General features: G+C 55.5%; 8 protein-coding genes and 1 pseudogene. 4 read left to right on the forward strand and 5 right to left on the reverse strand.

Annotation, left to right across the window (positions count from 1 at the left end; all coding sequences use genetic code 11):
- The first annotated feature begins 167 nt into the window (after positions 1-167).
- From BMY63_RS11380 to xyl3A, 4 genes are all read left to right on the forward strand, one after another.
- Positions 168-2,543: a glycoside hydrolase family 9 protein gene (locus tag BMY63_RS11380; protein ID WP_256219010.1), complete on the forward strand. Its 2,376-nt coding sequence runs from the start codon at positions 168-170 to the stop codon at positions 2,541-2,543.
- Between the two features lie 255 nt (positions 2,544-2,798).
- Positions 2,799-5,261, forward strand: a complete 2,463-nt coding sequence (locus BMY63_RS11385) for a glycoside hydrolase family 31 protein (protein ID WP_091916899.1) — start codon at positions 2,799-2,801, stop codon at positions 5,259-5,261.
- A gap of 1 nt (position 5,262) precedes the next feature.
- The gene (locus BMY63_RS11390; protein WP_091916901.1) at positions 5,263-7,743 is read left to right on the forward strand and encodes a glycosyl hydrolase family 95 catalytic domain-containing protein; all 2,481 of its coding nucleotides are present in this window, start codon (positions 5,263-5,265) and stop codon (positions 7,741-7,743) included.
- Between the two features lie 103 nt (positions 7,744-7,846).
- On the forward strand, positions 7,847-10,462 hold the full coding sequence (gene xyl3A, locus BMY63_RS11395; protein ID WP_371113589.1) for a xylan 1,4-beta-xylosidase: 2,616 nt from the start codon (positions 7,847-7,849) through the stop codon (positions 10,460-10,462).
- A 25-nt stretch (positions 10,463-10,487) separates the two neighbouring features.
- Here xyl3A and BMY63_RS11400 read toward each other — a convergent pair whose 3' ends face one another.
- The 5 genes and pseudogenes from BMY63_RS11400 to BMY63_RS12540 all read right to left on the reverse strand — a co-directional run.
- Positions 10,488-11,258 carry a TIGR03915 family putative DNA repair protein gene (locus BMY63_RS11400; protein ID WP_091900072.1) on the reverse strand — a complete coding sequence of 257 codons (771 nt, stop codon included), beginning with the start codon at positions 11,256-11,258 and terminating at the stop codon, positions 10,488-10,490.
- 9 nt (positions 11,259-11,267) lie between these two features.
- On the reverse strand, positions 11,268-12,566 hold the full coding sequence (locus tag BMY63_RS11405) for a putative DNA modification/repair radical SAM protein (protein ID WP_091900073.1): 1,299 nt from the start codon (positions 12,564-12,566) through the stop codon (positions 11,268-11,270).
- A 72-nt stretch (positions 12,567-12,638) separates the two neighbouring features.
- Entirely contained in the window at positions 12,639-14,090 is a 1,452-nt protein-coding gene (locus tag BMY63_RS11410; protein WP_091916905.1) for a family 43 glycosylhydrolase, read from the reverse strand.
- A 1-nt stretch (position 14,091) separates the two neighbouring features.
- A complete protein-coding gene (locus BMY63_RS12535) occupies positions 14,092-14,790 on the reverse strand; it encodes an acetylxylan esterase (RefSeq protein WP_369807709.1) in 699 nt (232 codons plus the stop codon).
- 522 nt (positions 14,791-15,312) lie between these two features.
- Positions 15,313-16,191 (reverse strand): annotated as a pseudogene (locus tag BMY63_RS12540) (family 43 glycosylhydrolase); the annotation flags it as partial.
- Between the last annotated feature and the right edge of the window lie 97 nt (positions 16,192-16,288).

Genomic DNA, 16,288 nt, shown 5'->3' on the forward strand with positions numbered 1-16,288 from the left:
AGCAATTCTTGAACGACGAGACGGCAACAGGGGCACCACAGAACGCACTCGTTCTTTATTTGGCTTCGTCGAAGATACGCCATCTCGGCAAAAAAAAGAACGCATTATTTTTGTTTTGCTCTAGATTTTTTCGTATCTTTGTACCCAAACATAAAAACAACCAATAAATGAAAACCCTTAAGAAGAAAGCAACGTTCTTTATGATGCTGACGGGCATGCTGCTCCTGACAGCACCGTCGGCGATGGCGACCAAGTTCCTTGGCATCCATATCATCGACAAAGACTACCTGATGGTGCATTTCCGTGACGGTGAGGTGCACTACCGTGACAACGGCACCGGACCGAGCGCCTATCTGGGGCATTCGTTCGCCGAGGGCGACGACACCCTGCTCGTGTTCGGCGAGCGACTGAAGGTGGGCGAGGCGCAGCAGGCCGCACTCTGGCGCGTCAGCTCGGCCGACGACAAGGCCTTCGCCGCGGCACAGCCCGTGAACATCTGGCGGAAGTCGAAGCCGATGAACACCGATAACACGCTGTCGAGCGAGCTCGACCACTGGCTGTTCATCCAACTGCCGCAGTCGATGAGACAGGGATGCAGCTATACGGTCAGCATCCCCGACGGTATCGGCGCCGACCAGACGACAGCCACCATCCGCTTCGACGTGTGGAACACCCCGTCGGAAGCCGTGCATGTGAACATCATCGGTTATGCACCGAACGAGACACGGCATGCCGCCGACCTCTACCAGTGGTTGGGCGACGGCGGTCAGCGCGACTACAAGGCATGGGAGGGACGGAAGGTCTATCTCTATAACGTGAACACCAAGAAGAAGACGGCTGCCGGTACGGTGGCCTTCTGGAAGACGATGGCCGACGCGAAGGAAGAGGCCGGACAGAAGAGCCTCATCGGCACCGACGTGTGGAACATCGACTTCAAGGGCGCGACTCCGGGCCGTTACCGTCTGGTGGTCGAGGATGTGGGCTGCAGCATGGACTTCGACATCGCCGCCAACGTCTATTTCCAGCCCTACCGCTACTCTGTGCGCGGCTACTACTACATGCGTCTCGGCGAACCGAAAGACCCCGAGCATGTGTTCCCCGTGCCACGACAGCCGCAGTTCATCCCCGAGACCGACCCCAAGGGCTTCACCGTCTACAAGACCGATCTGCAGCCCTGGCATCCCGAGTGGCGGAAGCTACGGATGGACGTATGGGACGAGCCCCACTTCAAGAAGCTCTTCGAGTCGATCTTCTGGCAGCACCGTCTGCCGGGCAACCCCGTGAACACAGAGGTCAGGGGCGGTCACTCCGATGCCTTCGACTGGGACCGTCATCTCGCTCACGTCAGTAATATCTACGACATGCTGCTGCCCTATCTCCTCTCCGGCGGACGACTGACCGATGATAACCTCGGCATCCGCGAGAGTGGCAACGGCATCCCCGACATCATCGACGAGGCCCGCAACGAGGTGGACTTCTTCCTCTCTATCCGCGATGGTGAGGCCTACTCACAGGGAGTCACGAACCCCTGTGCCGACTGGAGCGTGATGTTCCAGGCCGGTTGCACGACGATGGCCGCCTGGGCGAACGCCGCCAACTGTGCCGTCCTCGCCGAGGCCTTCCGCATCCAGCAGAACGACTCCCTGCGCCAGTACTATACCGACGAGGCCATCAAGGCCTTCCGCTTTGCCAGTCGTCAGGACGACCTGCAGCTCGACGAGCTACAGGACATCGGTAGCATGAGCATGCGTGGCCGTGACTTCCGTCAGTTGGCCGCCGCCTTCCTCTACAACCTCACCGGCGACGAGGCCTGGGAGAAGATCTTCGCCGAGGAGAGCATGATCAAGGACGGCAACTCACTGCTCTTCAACAAGGGCAAGCAGGGATTCTTCGGCATCGGCGTGACCAACCAGTACGAGGAGAAAGATATCCCCTTCTGTCAACTCTGGGCGGCTGCAGCCTACCTGACCACTCCGCAGCCGCGCCATTTCGAGGCTCTCTATCAGAACCTGAAGGCGAGCGTGAAGAGTCATGCCGAGGCCTATAACATCAGTCATATGGCCCAGCGCCCCTCGCGCCGCAGTGCCAACGACAGTCGCTGGCAGGTGTCGCAGAACCTGCAACTGGTGATGCTCGCCCATTATATCGAGCCCCAGAAGGCACGTCGCCAGGAGCTGGAGCACGTCATGTACACCGAAGCCGGCTGGGCCATGGGTCGTAACCCGGGTAATATCGTGGAGATGACCGGTCTGGGAGAGCGCCATATCACCGATGTGTACTCCACAGGACGCAACGACGGTGAGGTAGGTACACATCCCGGACAGACCCCGTTCAACGGTACAGAGACATGGTCGCCCAACAACGGCGGCGACGCACGTATCCTCCTGAATCGCTGCTACCCGTCATGGAACGAAGGCGGCTGGCCCCGTCAGGAGTCGTATTTCAACCAGCGTTACCTCTGGGTGAACGGTGAGTTTACGCCCCGAGAGACCATGCGCGGCAAAATGGCCCTGCTTGGCTATTTGTATAGCATTTATCAGTAATATCTTATAAATATTCACGAAAAGGGAAGGAAAAGCTACTATTTTCTGATATATGAAACAAAAAGAAAACTATCTGTAACATGAAAGAAACAGGGATATTGTTTTTTCCCTTAACTTTGCACACAGAATCACAAACATGGTTAAAATTGTTTTAGTTATATTAGTAGTTAGTAGTTTTTCCTTCCTCGGGGCCCAAGAAAAGCGTTTCTTGCCCCGAGGTTTTTAATTATTCATACTTCAACTAATAATGAAACAATGAGAAAAACTATCTTGTGCGCACTACTGACTGTGTTCGGCACAGCCATGGCACAAACCCAACTACAATGGCAGACAGAAAAGACCGACATCAAGGTCGAGTTCTTCACCCCATCGATCGTCCATGTGGTGAAAACACCCCTCAGTCACAGCTACATGAAGAAGAGCATGGTGGTCACCGCACAGCCCGAGGAGGTCGAGGTGGTCAGGAACGGGAACACCGTCGCCAGCGGACAGTTGACCGTCAAGGTGGACCCGCGTTCCGGTGCCATCACTTTTCAGGACAACAAAAAACGCACACTACTCAGAGAGACAAGCTGTGTCTTTGACCCATGGACAGAAGGGCCCGATGCCGGCACCTTCCGTGTGACACAGTGCTTCGCCCTCGATAAGAATGAGGCCATCTACGGACTGGGTACCATACAGAACGGGCGCATGAACCGTCGTGGCACCCACCAGCGGATGGAGCAGTCGAACCTCGAGGACTACCAGAACGTGCTGCAGTCGGTCAAGGGCTGGGGCCTGTACTGGGACAACTACGCTCCGACACAGTTTGATGACGACCAGCAGGGCATGCGCTTCTCCTCGGAGGTGGGCGACTGTGCCGACTACTACTTCATGTACGGCGGCTCTGCCGACGGGGTCATCGCACAGATGCGACACCTGTCGGGACAGGTACCGATGTTCCCTTTATGGACCTACGGCTTCTGGCAGTCGAAGGAGCGCTACAAGAGTGCCGCCGAGACAGAGAGCATCGTCGACAAGTACCGTGAGCTGCAGGTACCGCTCGACGGTATCATACAAGACTGGCAGTACTGGGGCTCGAACTACCTGTGGAACGCGATGAACTTTCTCTCGGAGGAGTTCAGCAACGGGCCTCAGCTCATCAAGAACGTGCACCAGAAGCACGCTCACTTCATGATCAGCATCTGGGCCAGCTTCGGTCCACAGACCCAGCAGTTCCGCGAACTCAATGAGAAAGGACTCCTGTTGCCCATCGAGACATGGCCACAGAGCGGACTCTCTCATATCTGGCCGCCACGCATGGACTATCCCTCAGGGGTGAAGGTGTATGATGCCTTCAATGCCGAGGCACGTGATATCTACTGGAAATACCTGAAGAGGCTCTACGACTATGGCACCGATGCCTGGTGGATGGACTCGACGGATCCCGACTTCTTCAATCCGAGGGAAAGCGACTATGCCTATATCGTCGGGGATTGCAAATCCCCGGCAACAGAGGGAAGTAAGACGGGGATGACATGGCGAGCCATGCGCAATGCCTTCCCCTTGGCTACCGTGCGTGGTGTCTATGAGGCACAGCGCAGCAGCGCTGCTCCTTCGGAAGGATCGGGAGAGGAAAAGCGGGTGTTCATCATGACACGCTCGGCCTTCGCCGGACAGCAGCACTACGGCTCAAACATGTGGAGCGGTGATGTGGCCTCGTCATGGGATATGCTCAGGAAGCAGTTGCCCGCCGGACTGAGTTTCTCGCTGACGGGTAATCCTAACTTCAATACCGACATCGGCGGTTTCTTCTGTGGTTCCTACAATACCAAGGGTAGCGGTTCTGCACCACGGAACCCACAGTTCCAGGAGCTCTATGTGCGATGGATGCAGTATGGTCTGTTCTGTCCAGTCTTCCGCAGTCACGGTGCCGACGCGCCCCGTGAGATCTGGCAGTTCGGTCGGAAAGGAGAGCCCGTGTACGACGCGATAGAGAAGTCCATCCGTCTGCGCTACCGTCTTATACCTTATATATATAGTACAGCCTGGCAGGTCACCAGCAACAACGACAGTTATCTGCGACCGTTGTTCAGCGACTTCGTCCAGGACAAGAAGGTGTGGAACATGACCGATGAGTTCATGTTCGGTCGCAGCATCCTTGCCGCCCCCATCGTGGAGGCCCAGTACACGGAGGAGAAGATCATCCACGAGGACGCTATGACTGGATGGGAGAAGAAAGAACAGCCGGGCGACAGGAGTCAGGAGACGGGAGTGGATTGGAGTGTGAGCAAGACAGCCACGAAATATCTGCCGAAGGGAACCACGTGGTATGACTTCTGGACGAATAAGTGGTATAAGGGCGGACAGACGGTCGTTCTCACCACCAGCTTCGACCGTGTGCCGATGTTCGTCCGTGCCGGTAGCATCCTCCCACTCGGTCCGGAGATGCAGTATGTAGGTGAGAAGGCATGGGACCACCTCGAGCTCCGTATCTATCCGGGTGCCGACGGTACCTTCACGCTCTATGAGGATGAAGGCGACAACTACAACTACGAGAAGGGTATCTACAGCACCATCCCGTTCCGTTGGGACGATGCCAAGGGGGTGTTGACCATCGGTCAGCGACAAGGCTCCTTCCCGGGCATGCTCTCTGTCAGGACCTTCACGGTGGTGTGGCCCGACGGCACCACGAAGACCGTCGACTATCAAGGACAGGAAATCAATATCAGCCAATAAGATGAAGAAAGCACTCATGATGCTGGCCGTCTGCCTGACAGCACTCTCGGCCACAGCACAACAGCACAAGCTATGGTACGACAAGCCCGCCACCCACTGGCTGGAGGCTCTGCCCATCGGCAACTCCCATCTCGGGGCGATGGTCTATGGCGGTACCGACAGCGAGGAGATCCAACTCAACGAGGAGACCTTCTGGAGCGGGTCGCCCCATCATAACAACAGTGAAGAAGCCAAGACTCATCTGCAGGAGGTCAGAGACCTGATCTTCGCAGGCAAGGAGATGGAGGCGCACGAGATCATCGACAAGCACTTCTTCAAGGGACCTCATGGCATGCGCTTCCTACCGTTGGGCAGCGTGAAGCTATCTTTCGACTACCAAGGGCAGACCGTGCCGGTGGACTACCGTCGTGAGCTGAGTCTCGCCGACGCACTCTGCACCACCACCTACGAGGCGAACGGAATCAAGTATGAGCGCACGGTCTTTGCCTCACAGGCCGACAACGCCATCGTCGTGCATCTGAAAGTGGACAAGGAAGGTACGCTGGCCTTTAACCTCGGCTTTGACAGTCAACTGCAGGCGGAGCAGCATGTCAGCAACCATCAGCTGACGGCCGTCGTCAAGAACGTGGAGCAGGAAGGCATTCCCGGACAACTGACGGCCGAGGCGTGCATCATCGTGAGCACCGAAGGTGAGACGGTGGACGGCAGCAAGTCTATCACTGTCTGCAACGCGACGACAGCAACCATCTATATCGTGGCCGCCACCAACTTCATCGACTACCAGAACATCAGTGGTGACCCGACAGTCAAGAACCTCCAGACGATGACCTCACTGAAGGGGAAGAGCTATGAGCAGTTGCGCGACCGGCACATCAAGGCATACCAAGCGCAGTACGACCGTGTGTCGCTGACGCTGGGACAGTCGGCTGCTTCGGCAAACGGCACAACGCGCCTCCCCACCGACCAGCGTCTCGCCGCCTTCGCCAAGAACGGCGGCACCGACCTCGACATGGTGTCGCTGATGATGCAATACGGTCGTTACCTGCTGATATCCTCCTCGCAACCAGGCGGACAGCCAGCCAACCTGCAAGGTGTGTGGAACGACAAGATGGATGCCCCATGGGACTCGAAATACACCATTAACATCAACGCAGAGATGAATTACTGGCCTGCCCTCGTGGGAAACCTCGCCGAGACCCAGCAGCCATTGTTCTCGATGATCCGCGACCTGAGCAAGACAGGTACCAAGACCGCCCAGACGATGTACGGATGCGACGGTTGGGTGGCCCATCACAATACCGACCTCTGGCGCATCGCCGGTCCGGTAGACGGCACAACCTGGGGTATGTTCCCCACAGGCGGTGCATGGCTGACGACACACCTCTGGCAGCACTATCTCTTCACTGGCGACAAGCAGTTCCTGACGGAGTACTATCCCATCATGAAAGGAGCTGCCGACTTCCTACTCAGTTATATGGAGCCGTATCCCGAGGCGGGCGAGGTGAAGGGAGCCGCAGGATGGCTCGTCACCGTGCCCACCGTCTCACCGGAACACGGTCCGAAGGGTAAGAGCACCACCGTCACCGCCGGTTCGACGATGGACAACCAGATTGTCTTCGATGTGCTCTCACAACTGATACAGGCAGCCAAGGTTCTTGGCAAAGACGAGGGCTCCCTCCGCGTCTATCAGAAGGCGCTGTCGAAGCTGGCGCCCATGCAGATCGGGCGCTACGGTCAACTGCAGGAGTGGCTCATCGACGGCGACGACCCGAAGGATGAGCACCGTCATATCTCTCACCTCTACGGACTCTATCCCTCCAACCAGATATCGCCTTACTCCCATCCGGAGCTCTTCACCGCCGCCGCCAACACACTGAACCAACGTGGTGACATGGCGACGGGCTGGAGTCTGGGGTGGAAGATCAACTTCTGGGCGCGGATGCTCGACGGCAACCATGCCTACCAGATCTTCAAGAACCTGCTGACGGTGATACCTGCCACGACAGAATGGGGGCCCCGAGGCGGTACCTACCCGAACCTTTTCGATGCCCATCCGCCCTTCCAGATCGACGGGAACTTCGGTTGTGCCGCTGGCATCTGTGAGATGCTGCTGCAGAGTCATGACGGTGCCGTACACCTGTTGCCCGCCCTGCCCGACGCATGGTCGGAGGGACAGGTCACCGGTCTTCGTGCACGAGGTGGCTTCATCGTTGACATGCGTTGGAAGGACGGTGCCATACAGGAGACCGTCATCAAGTCGACCATCGGCGGCACGCTCCGCGTACGCTCCTACGTGCCCCTTCATGGAGCGCATCTGAGACCGGCCACCGGCGAGTGCCCCAACCCGCTGTTCGCACCGGCCGTGATCCAACAGCCGCTACAATCGGCTGAACTGTCAGATTTTCCCTTGCTTCAGGTGAAAAATGTCTACGAATACGATTTGGACACCAAGCCCGGTCAGACATACCGGCTGAAGATATAGACGTTCGGCCCACTTGATGTTACTTGACAGAAAGTTTATGTGACATGAAGTATTGTACATATCACACATTTTATTTATCTTTGCAACGAAAACATAACGAGATATGCTACTACAATTATCCAAAAGAAATAACCTCTTATTATCAACATTATTTATGCTCATGGTCTGTGCCGTATCGTCTGCATCGGCACAGACCTTGCCTTATCAGAACCCTGACCTGAGTGCCAGGGAGCGTGCCGTGGATCTCTGCAGCAGACTGACGCTGGAGGAGAAAGCCATGCTCATGCTCGACGAGAGTCCGGCCATCCCACGCCTCGGCATCAAGAAGTTCTTCTGGTGGAGCGAGGCCCTGCACGGTGCCGCCAACATGGGTAACGTGACGAACTTCCCCGAGCCGGTGGCCATGGCGTCATCGTTCAACCCTACCTTACTGTTCGATGTGTTCGACGTGGCCAGCACCGAGTTCCGTGCCCAGTACAACCACCGGATATACGACCTGGGCGGCGAGGACATGAAGATGCGCAGTCTGTCGGTATGGACACCGAACGTGAACATCTTCCGTGACCCACGCTGGGGCCGCGGTCAGGAGACCTACGGTGAGGATCCCTATCTGACCTCCGTGATGGGCGATGCCGTCGTTCGTGGTCTACAGGGACCGGAGTCATCGAAATACCGTAAGTTGTGGGCCTGTGCCAAGCACTATGCCGTACACAGCGGTCCGGAATACACCCGTCACTCCGCCAACCTCACCAATGTACCGGTACGTGACTTCTGGGAGACTTATATGCCGGCCTTTAAGACCCTCGTTCAAGATAGTAAGGTACGTGAGGTCATGTGCGCCTACCAGCGGCTCGACGACGACCCCTGCTGCGGCAGTAACCGACTGCTTCAGCAGATCCTCCGTGATGAGTGGGGCTTCCAGTACCTCGTCGTCAGCGACTGCGGTGCCATCAGCGATTTCTATACCTCACATAAGAGCTCGTCCTCTCCGATCACAGCCTCTGCCAAGGCCACACTGGCCGGAACAGATGTGGAGTGCGGCTATGGCTACGCCTACAGGAGCATCCCCGAGGCTGTGCGACGCGGTCTGATCAGTGAGGCAGAGGTCGACAAGCACATCATCCGTCTGCTCGAAGGTCGCTTCGATCTCGGTGAGATGGACGACCCATCGCTTGTGGAGTGGTCGAAGATCCCCTATTCGGCCATGTCGACCAAGGCTTCCGCCAAGATTGCCCTTGACATGGCGCGCCAGTCGATCGTGCTGTTGCAGAACAACCACGACATCCTACCTTTGAAGAAGAATGCCGAGAAAATTGCGGTCATCGGTCCCAATGCCAACAATGAACCGATGATGTGGGGTAACTACAACGGTACGCCCAACCATACCATCACCATCCTCAATGGCATCAAGGCCAAGCAGAAGAAGCTGGTGTATATACCCGGTTGCGACCTGACCAACGACCGCGTGATGGAGAGTCGTCTGGCAACAGAATGCACAAGTCCCGACGGCAAGAAAGGACTGAAGGGCACCTTCTGGACCAACACGAAGATGGAAGGTAAGTCGTTCACCACCGAATACTATACGAAGCCCGTCAACGTAACCACGGCCGGCATGCATGTCTTCGCCGCCAACCTGCCCGTGGAGGACTTCTCTGCCAAATATGAGACGACCTTCACTCCGAAGGAGGCCGGTGAGTATGTCCTGAATGTAGAGGCAACGGGTCACTTCGAGGTCTTTGTCAATGGTGAAAGAAAAATCATGCAGCATATCTGGCGCGCCACACCGACTCGTACCGTACTGAAGGCCGAAAAGGGACAGTCGTTCCAGATTGAAGTGCGCTTCCAGACCGTGAAGACGTGGGGGGCGTCGATGAAGATCGACGTGGCCCGTGAGCTGCCCATCGACTACCAGCAGACCATCGCCCAACTGAAGGGCATTGACAAGGTGATCTTCGTTGGTGGTATCGCTCCGAGTCTGGAGGGAGAGGAGATGCCCGTGAACATCGAGGGCTTCAAGGGCGGCGACCGCACGGATATCGAACTGCCGAAGGTACAGCGCGAGTTCCTGAAGGCCCTGAAGGAAGCCGGTAAGCAGGTCATCTTCGTCAACTGCTCCGGTTCTGCCATCGCCCTGCTGCCTGAGACCGAGACCTGTGAGGCGATCGTCCAGGCCTGGTATGCCGGTCAGGAGGGAGGCACTGCCGTGGCCGACGTGCTCTTCGGTGACTATAACCCCAGCGGTAAGTTGCCCGTGACCTTCTATAAGAATACCCAGCAGTTGCCCGATTACGAGGACTACTCGATGAAGGGGCGCACCTATCGTTACTTCGACGATCCGCTGTTCGCCTTCGGCTATGGGCAGAGTTATACCAGCTTTGAGGTTGGTGAAGCTAAGATTTCCGGAGAAGCCGGAAAGCCCGACTATACCATCAGCATCCCTGTCACGAACACCGGCAAGCGCGACGGCACAGAGATTGTACAGTTATACATCCGCAACCTCGCCGATACCGAGGGACCGTCGAAGTCGCTCCGGGCCTTCCAGCGTGCCGACGTGAAGGTCGGCAAGACTGCGACTGTCACGCTGACGCTCAACGAGAAGAGTTTTGAGTTCTGGGATGCCGAGACAAACACCATGCGAACCAAGTCAGGCACCTACGAGATCCTCTACGGCAACAGTTCGCAGGACAAGGATCTGAAGAAGCTCACCATCACCTTATAACAATAAAGCCTCCCTTGGGGAGGCTTTATTGTTTTTCTGTCATGTATTTCCAGTAACGGCGGGGCATGTCCTTCAACTGCTTCCGGGGATTCATGCGCTCCTTGATACAGATAGCCTTGAAATACGTACGCCACAGGTCCTGCATCAGTTGGTCGTCACTGCTGAGCAAGTTGCCATCCAGTTTTCCATCGGAAAGACTAAAGGGCACAGCGACTTCATCCTCAAACGTGATACGGATGGTCTGATGCCCGTCATAATAGAAACCATAGTGCCGCTTGGCATCATAGATGAGCCACGACTGGTCATTGAAACGGTCGGCGAAATGGGTGATTATCAACGGAAGCACATCATGATCGGGTGATACCACAGCGAGGTAGGTGCCGTCTTTGGCTTTCTGGAAACGAATAAACTGTTTCATACGCAACTCCTCATGGGCCACCTTCCGTGCGATGTTCGTCACAGCTTGCACATCGGGATCGGCAAAATATCTAGAGATATCCCCTTGTCTGAACACCTTACAGATATAGAGGAATAAGGGCGTTGGCAGCTCTGGCAGTTCTGACAGCCAACTGACGGAAATCATTCTCATGACCTCATGCGGCAGTCGTTTCTCCAACCCGGCCCACACCCGGCGTGCCTTCTCGTCGTCGGTCGTCACCTGATAGAGATGATCGCAGAACAGCGGCACCGTTTCCCCCTGCATCAGCAACCGGTCCGGTTGGTCATGCAACGCAAAGGCATCGAACACCGCAGTCAGAAGCCCGTCGATCGTTCCGTCAATCACATAACAAGTCATAGATGGTTTTTAATGAGGGTTTTCTTCAAAAGGCAGCTCCAACTGTCGTTCCTCGGCCGCCCGTTTCTGTTGGGTCTTGGAGATGAGCAAGGGACGGAGCCGCTCTGGGTGCAGTTCGTTAATACCGACGATAGGCATCGCATAGCCACTGGTCAGCTCATGACAGGTGATGAAATACTTCGCCTTTTTCATCACCACTCCCATCTTCCTAAGGTCGTACGACGTAAGTCGGTTGAAACGTCGGGAGTTCACGATGAGCCATGCGGATTTCGTGCCCAGTCCCGGCACCCGTAGCAACTGCTCATAGTCGGCCGTGTTGATGTCGATGGGGAACGCCTCAGGATGGCGCAATGCCCAGCCCAGCTTAGGGTCAACCTCCAAGTCGAGGTTCGCATGGCACTCGTCGACAATCTCCTCGACCTTGAAATGGTAGAAGCGTAACAGCCAGTCGGCCTGATACAGACGGTTCTCTCGTACCAGCGGTGGCTGTTTGAGGTTAGGCAGTCGCGGGTCATAGGTGTTTACGCTGACATAGCCCGAATAATACACACGTCGCATAGACGGTTGCCCGTAGAGTGCCGACGACATCGTGAGGATGTCACGATCGGTATCCTGTGTAGCTCCCACGATCATCTGTGTCGATTGTCCAGCTGGCACGAAGCGGGGCACATGACGGAAACGGCGACGATCCTCCCTGTTCTCCAGCACCCCCTGTTGTATCAGGCGCATGGGCTGGAACACACTCTGGTGATCTTTCTCCGGTGCGAGCAACTTCAGCGACCGTTCCTCTGCAATCTCGATGTTCACACTCATGCGGTCGGCATAGCGTCCGGCCTCGGCAAGCAGATCGTGACTGGCACCGGGGATGGCCTTCAGGTGGATATAGCCATTGAAGCGATGTACCGTACGCAGATCTCGTGCGATGGCCGTCAACCGCTCCATCGTATAGTCGGGATTACGCACAATCCCACTGCTAAGAAACAAGCCCTCGATGTAGTTACGACGATAGAACTCCATCGTGATCTCCTCCAGTTCGCTGACGGAGAGCGTGGCCCGACGGATATCGTTCGAGCGACGGTTGATACAGTAAGCACAGTCGTACATGCAGTAGTTGGTCAGCATCACCTTCAACAGAGAGATACAACGGCCGTCGTCGGCAAACGAGTGGCAGATACCGATACCCCCGACGGTCGATCCCACCATGCCCTGCTTGCCCTTGCGCACGGTGCCGCTCGACGAGCACGAGACGTCGTACTTCGCCGACTCTGCGAGAATCCGCAGCTTTTCCATCGTCTTTTCTGTCAGCATACGGATGCAAAGATAAAAAAAAGGTGTCCCAAAAGTCGGGACACCCTCTCTCGTTTTTCGTTTTTCCTGCATTTAGTGGTTACGGAAGTTCCACTTTGAATTATCACTATTGAAGTCGTACTCGGCAAGCGTCGGTGTGGAATCACCTGCAGAGTAGAGACAGTAGCGCTTGTTGATGCCCTCCTGACCAGGTATCACCTTCGGCATGATACGGAAAGTACCATCGGTGAGCTGTTCGATGCGCCAGAGCTGCTCGTCGGCACCAGTATAGGCGGGAACAGTGGTCACCTCCTTGTCGGCGGTGGCAGTCAGCGCACGGTCGGTACCCTCGATGACAATCTTGAAGTAGGTATTTCCAAGGTAGGCGCCCTTACCCTCGACAGGCGAGATGGTCCAACGCTGGTGGGGACGGAACATATAGTCGCCGATGCGTGCGGGGATGTCACCCTCCGGCCAGGTGCCGATCACATCTTCCAAGGTCTGGTTAGCAACAGGCTTGACGGGCTGCTCCATCTGGTTGCGATTGAACCAACCCTGACGTTCCTGCTGCATTCTGACGAAATCGACAGCAAGCTCCAGCGCATAGCCACGACGTTCAGACTCAATCTCGAAGGTGCCGCCCTTGAACTGATCGCCGCCATAGGGCCAGCCGTTTTTCCAAAGCAGAGGACGGATAGCCAGTGTAGAGCGTCCGCTCAAGTCGAAGTCGGCCTCCCAGTGGAACGACATCACCTCGACACCCTCGTCGATGATGGTACGTCCAAAGTGGCCGGCACCAGTCTTACGGTCGCCTGCGGCAATCACCATTCTACCACCACCATGATACATGTCACGGCCTACGTTGTCGAGATACGGTCCCTCCACACTGCGTGAACGCCCCACCACAATATTATAGGTGGAGTTCGTGCCGTCACAGCAAGTGCCGTGGGTACCCAGCAGATAGTACCAACCATCACGGTAGATCAGGTCGGAAGCCTCACAGTCGATGGCGATATCCTTCTCCTTATTACCCTTCACACGGAAACCGGTCTTCGGATCGAGCTCAATCAGACGGATTGTACCGAAGTAGGTGCCATAGCTGACCCATAGACGACCCGTCGTAGGATCGAGTAAGATACCCGGGTCGATCGCGTCCTGATCCTCCATACCGTCGGAAGCACAGACCTCGACAGCCTCCGACCATTTGAAGTCGGGCGACTTAGGATCAAGTGTCTTGTTCCACATGGTAAGGATGCGACCGGCGTGACCGCCACCGAGGCCACCACCTGTGGCACCATAGATACAGAGGTAACGGTCACCAATCTTGATGATATCGGGAGCTGCTCCGCCACCAGGGCGCTCTGCACCGCTGTTCCAAGTCCAGCCGTCTTCAGAGATCAGACCGCCGCCACCAGTGCCGAAGGTGTAGTATTTGCCTTCGCACTCTGCGATGGTTGAGGGGTCGTGGATATAGGGAGCGCCTATCTGCGCATTGGCGGCAGCAGTCACGGCAAGTGCCGCCAGAAGTGTATGTAGTTTTTTCATTTTATTGTGCTTTGATTGAATAGTTCTTTACTGGGTTACCTTTTTCGTCGAGGAAGCGAACACAGAAGTCGCTCATGCCAGGGCCGTTGATGATGGCACCACGCAGGATGTTACGACCCTTCTTAAGGGTAAGACGTGGTGACATGGCATCGTCTTTCACCATACGACGGTCGCCAGAGAGCAGGAGAGCCTCCTCACCATTGAGCCACCACATAGAGGCAGAGTTGGAACCTACAGCCAGACGGACATTCTCGATATCCTCATCGCAGTCGATGATGGTGACTGCCCAGAAGAGCACGCCATAGACCTGCTGTCCCCACTTCTCTGCAAAGCGGAAGAGCTTGACGTTCATGTTCTCACTGTCGAGAGCGTGCCAGGTCAGCGTCTGGTTAACGGTCTTAATCACTGGCTCTGCGGGAGCCTGCTGCTGACCGAAGCCACGACCGAAGCCTGCGGGAACCTCCTCGCGCTTAAACGATACCTTTACCTTCTGACCATTCTTCGGTACGATGGTCTGCTGACCCTTGAAGTACTCCATGCCGAAGTGCTTACGCAGATAGCTGTCGGTAAAGACCGTATTGCCACTATTGGGCTTGTCGATAGGCTCCAGGAGCATCCAACGACGGATGAAGCCCTCATCATCAGGCTGAGCAGCGGCAGTCGTCACCGGCGAGAAATACTTCGGACGATTCTTGAACAGAACCCAGTCGACACTGACACCAGCCTCACCCTCACAGGTAATCACCAGATCGGTAACGCCCTTCGGTGTGTAGTTCAGCGGAGCAGTCAGCGTAAGCCACTGGTTACTGAAGTCGCGACGGAACATGGCCGGCATTCCGGCAGGTGTCTCGGGCTTCACAGTCATGTCCACCTCAGCAATCACCTTGCCGTTGGCGGTTTTCTCACGGATAAAGAATTTGGTATTCCCGGCTGCCTTGGCATTGACAATCACATAACCGTCGGCAATACAGTCGAAGTTCACATCATTATACTTGATCCAGCTGCCCTTAACCGGAAGCGTAGCCTCAAAGCCACGGAATGTGTTAACCGTATCAATGAGTTGTGCGGTCACATCAGCACTGGCAGCACTATAGCGGTCTACATCGATTTTCTCCGTAGCCTGATTGATACCGACGCCACGCAAGGTCGGCTTCACCTCCTGAATGGTTCCGTCGGCGTTGAAAGACAGTTTCTCAATACATACAGAACGGCGCTTATCGTCATTCGGAGAGAGGTGGTTGCGATGGTAGAACAGGTACCACTGACCTTTATAGTTGATGATGCTATGATGGTTGGTCCAACAGCCGTTGTCGTGCTCAGCCATGATAAGTCCTTTGTACTCGTACGGTCCCATCGGATTCTTACTCATGGCATATCCGAGAACCTCCGTATTCTCTCTTACATAAGGATAGGTCAGATAATAGTTGCCGTTGTATTCGAAAGCGAACGGACCTTCAGCCTGACGACTTGGCAGACCTTTCAGACAGTTGACGCCTTTCATCTCAAACTCACGGTCGCCCCACTTTACCTTTTCTGTAGGCGTATCGTCGGCCAGTTCCTTCATATTGTCCTTGAGCTTGGCACAACGGCCGGCACCCCAGAATATATAAGCGTTACCGTCAGAGGCCAGGAGAACACACGGATCGATACCGTTGATGCCCTTGATGGGCTCTGGTTCAGGAATGAACGGGCCTTCCGGATTGTCGGCTATCGCAACACCGATGCCAAAGCCAAAACCCTTTCCTTCAGCAGGAGCAGATGGGAAATAGAAATAGTACTTGCCGTTTCTGTATACGCAGTCGGGCGCCCACATCGAATAAGAGTCAGGTCTCACCCAGGGAACTTTGTTCTGGGTGACAATGACACCATGGTCTGTCCAGTCGGTCAGGTTCTCGGAAGAGAACACATGATAGTCGGCCATACAGAACCAGTCCTGCCTTTGTCCTTCAGGAGGAACGATGTCGTGCGAAGGGTAAAGATACACCTTGTTATTAAACACCCGCGCTGTCGGGTCTGCGGAAAATTGGTCACGGATGACGGGATTCTGTGCCTGCATCAATAGCGGCACTCCCAGAAATAGAATAGTAAGTTTTTTCTTCATCTGTTTGTTAGAAGTTAGAATTTTGAGTCACAAAAATACTTATTTTTCCCAAATAGTCCAAAAGCTTTCGACGAAAGGGTCAATAATTGTTACATTC

Source organism: Prevotella aff. ruminicola Tc2-24, assembly GCF_900110895.1.
Taxonomy (GTDB): Bacteria; Bacteroidota; Bacteroidia; order Bacteroidales; family Bacteroidaceae; genus Prevotella.

Bases quoted from the DNA above. Each gene is read 5' to 3' on its own strand.
- BMY63_RS11405 (WP_091900073.1), bottom strand. From the start codon at position 12,566: ATGCTGACAGAAAAGACGATGGAAAAGCTGCGGATTCTCGCAGAGTCG.
- BMY63_RS11410 (WP_091916905.1), bottom strand. From the start codon at position 14,090: ATGAAAAAACTACATACACTTCTGGCGGCACTTGCCGTGACTGCTGCC.
- BMY63_RS11385 (WP_091916899.1), top strand. From the start codon at position 2,799: ATGAGAAAAACTATCTTGTGCGCACTACTGACTGTGTTCGGCACAGCC.
- BMY63_RS11380 (WP_256219010.1), top strand. From the start codon at position 168: ATGAAAACCCTTAAGAAGAAAGCAACGTTCTTTATGATGCTGACGGGC.
- xyl3A (WP_371113589.1), top strand. From the start codon at position 7,847: ATGCTACTACAATTATCCAAAAGAAATAACCTCTTATTATCAACATTA.
- BMY63_RS11390 (WP_091916901.1), top strand. From the start codon at position 5,263: ATGAAGAAAGCACTCATGATGCTGGCCGTCTGCCTGACAGCACTCTCG.
- BMY63_RS11400 (WP_091900072.1), bottom strand. From the start codon at position 11,258: ATGACTTGTTATGTGATTGACGGAACGATCGACGGGCTTCTGACTGCG.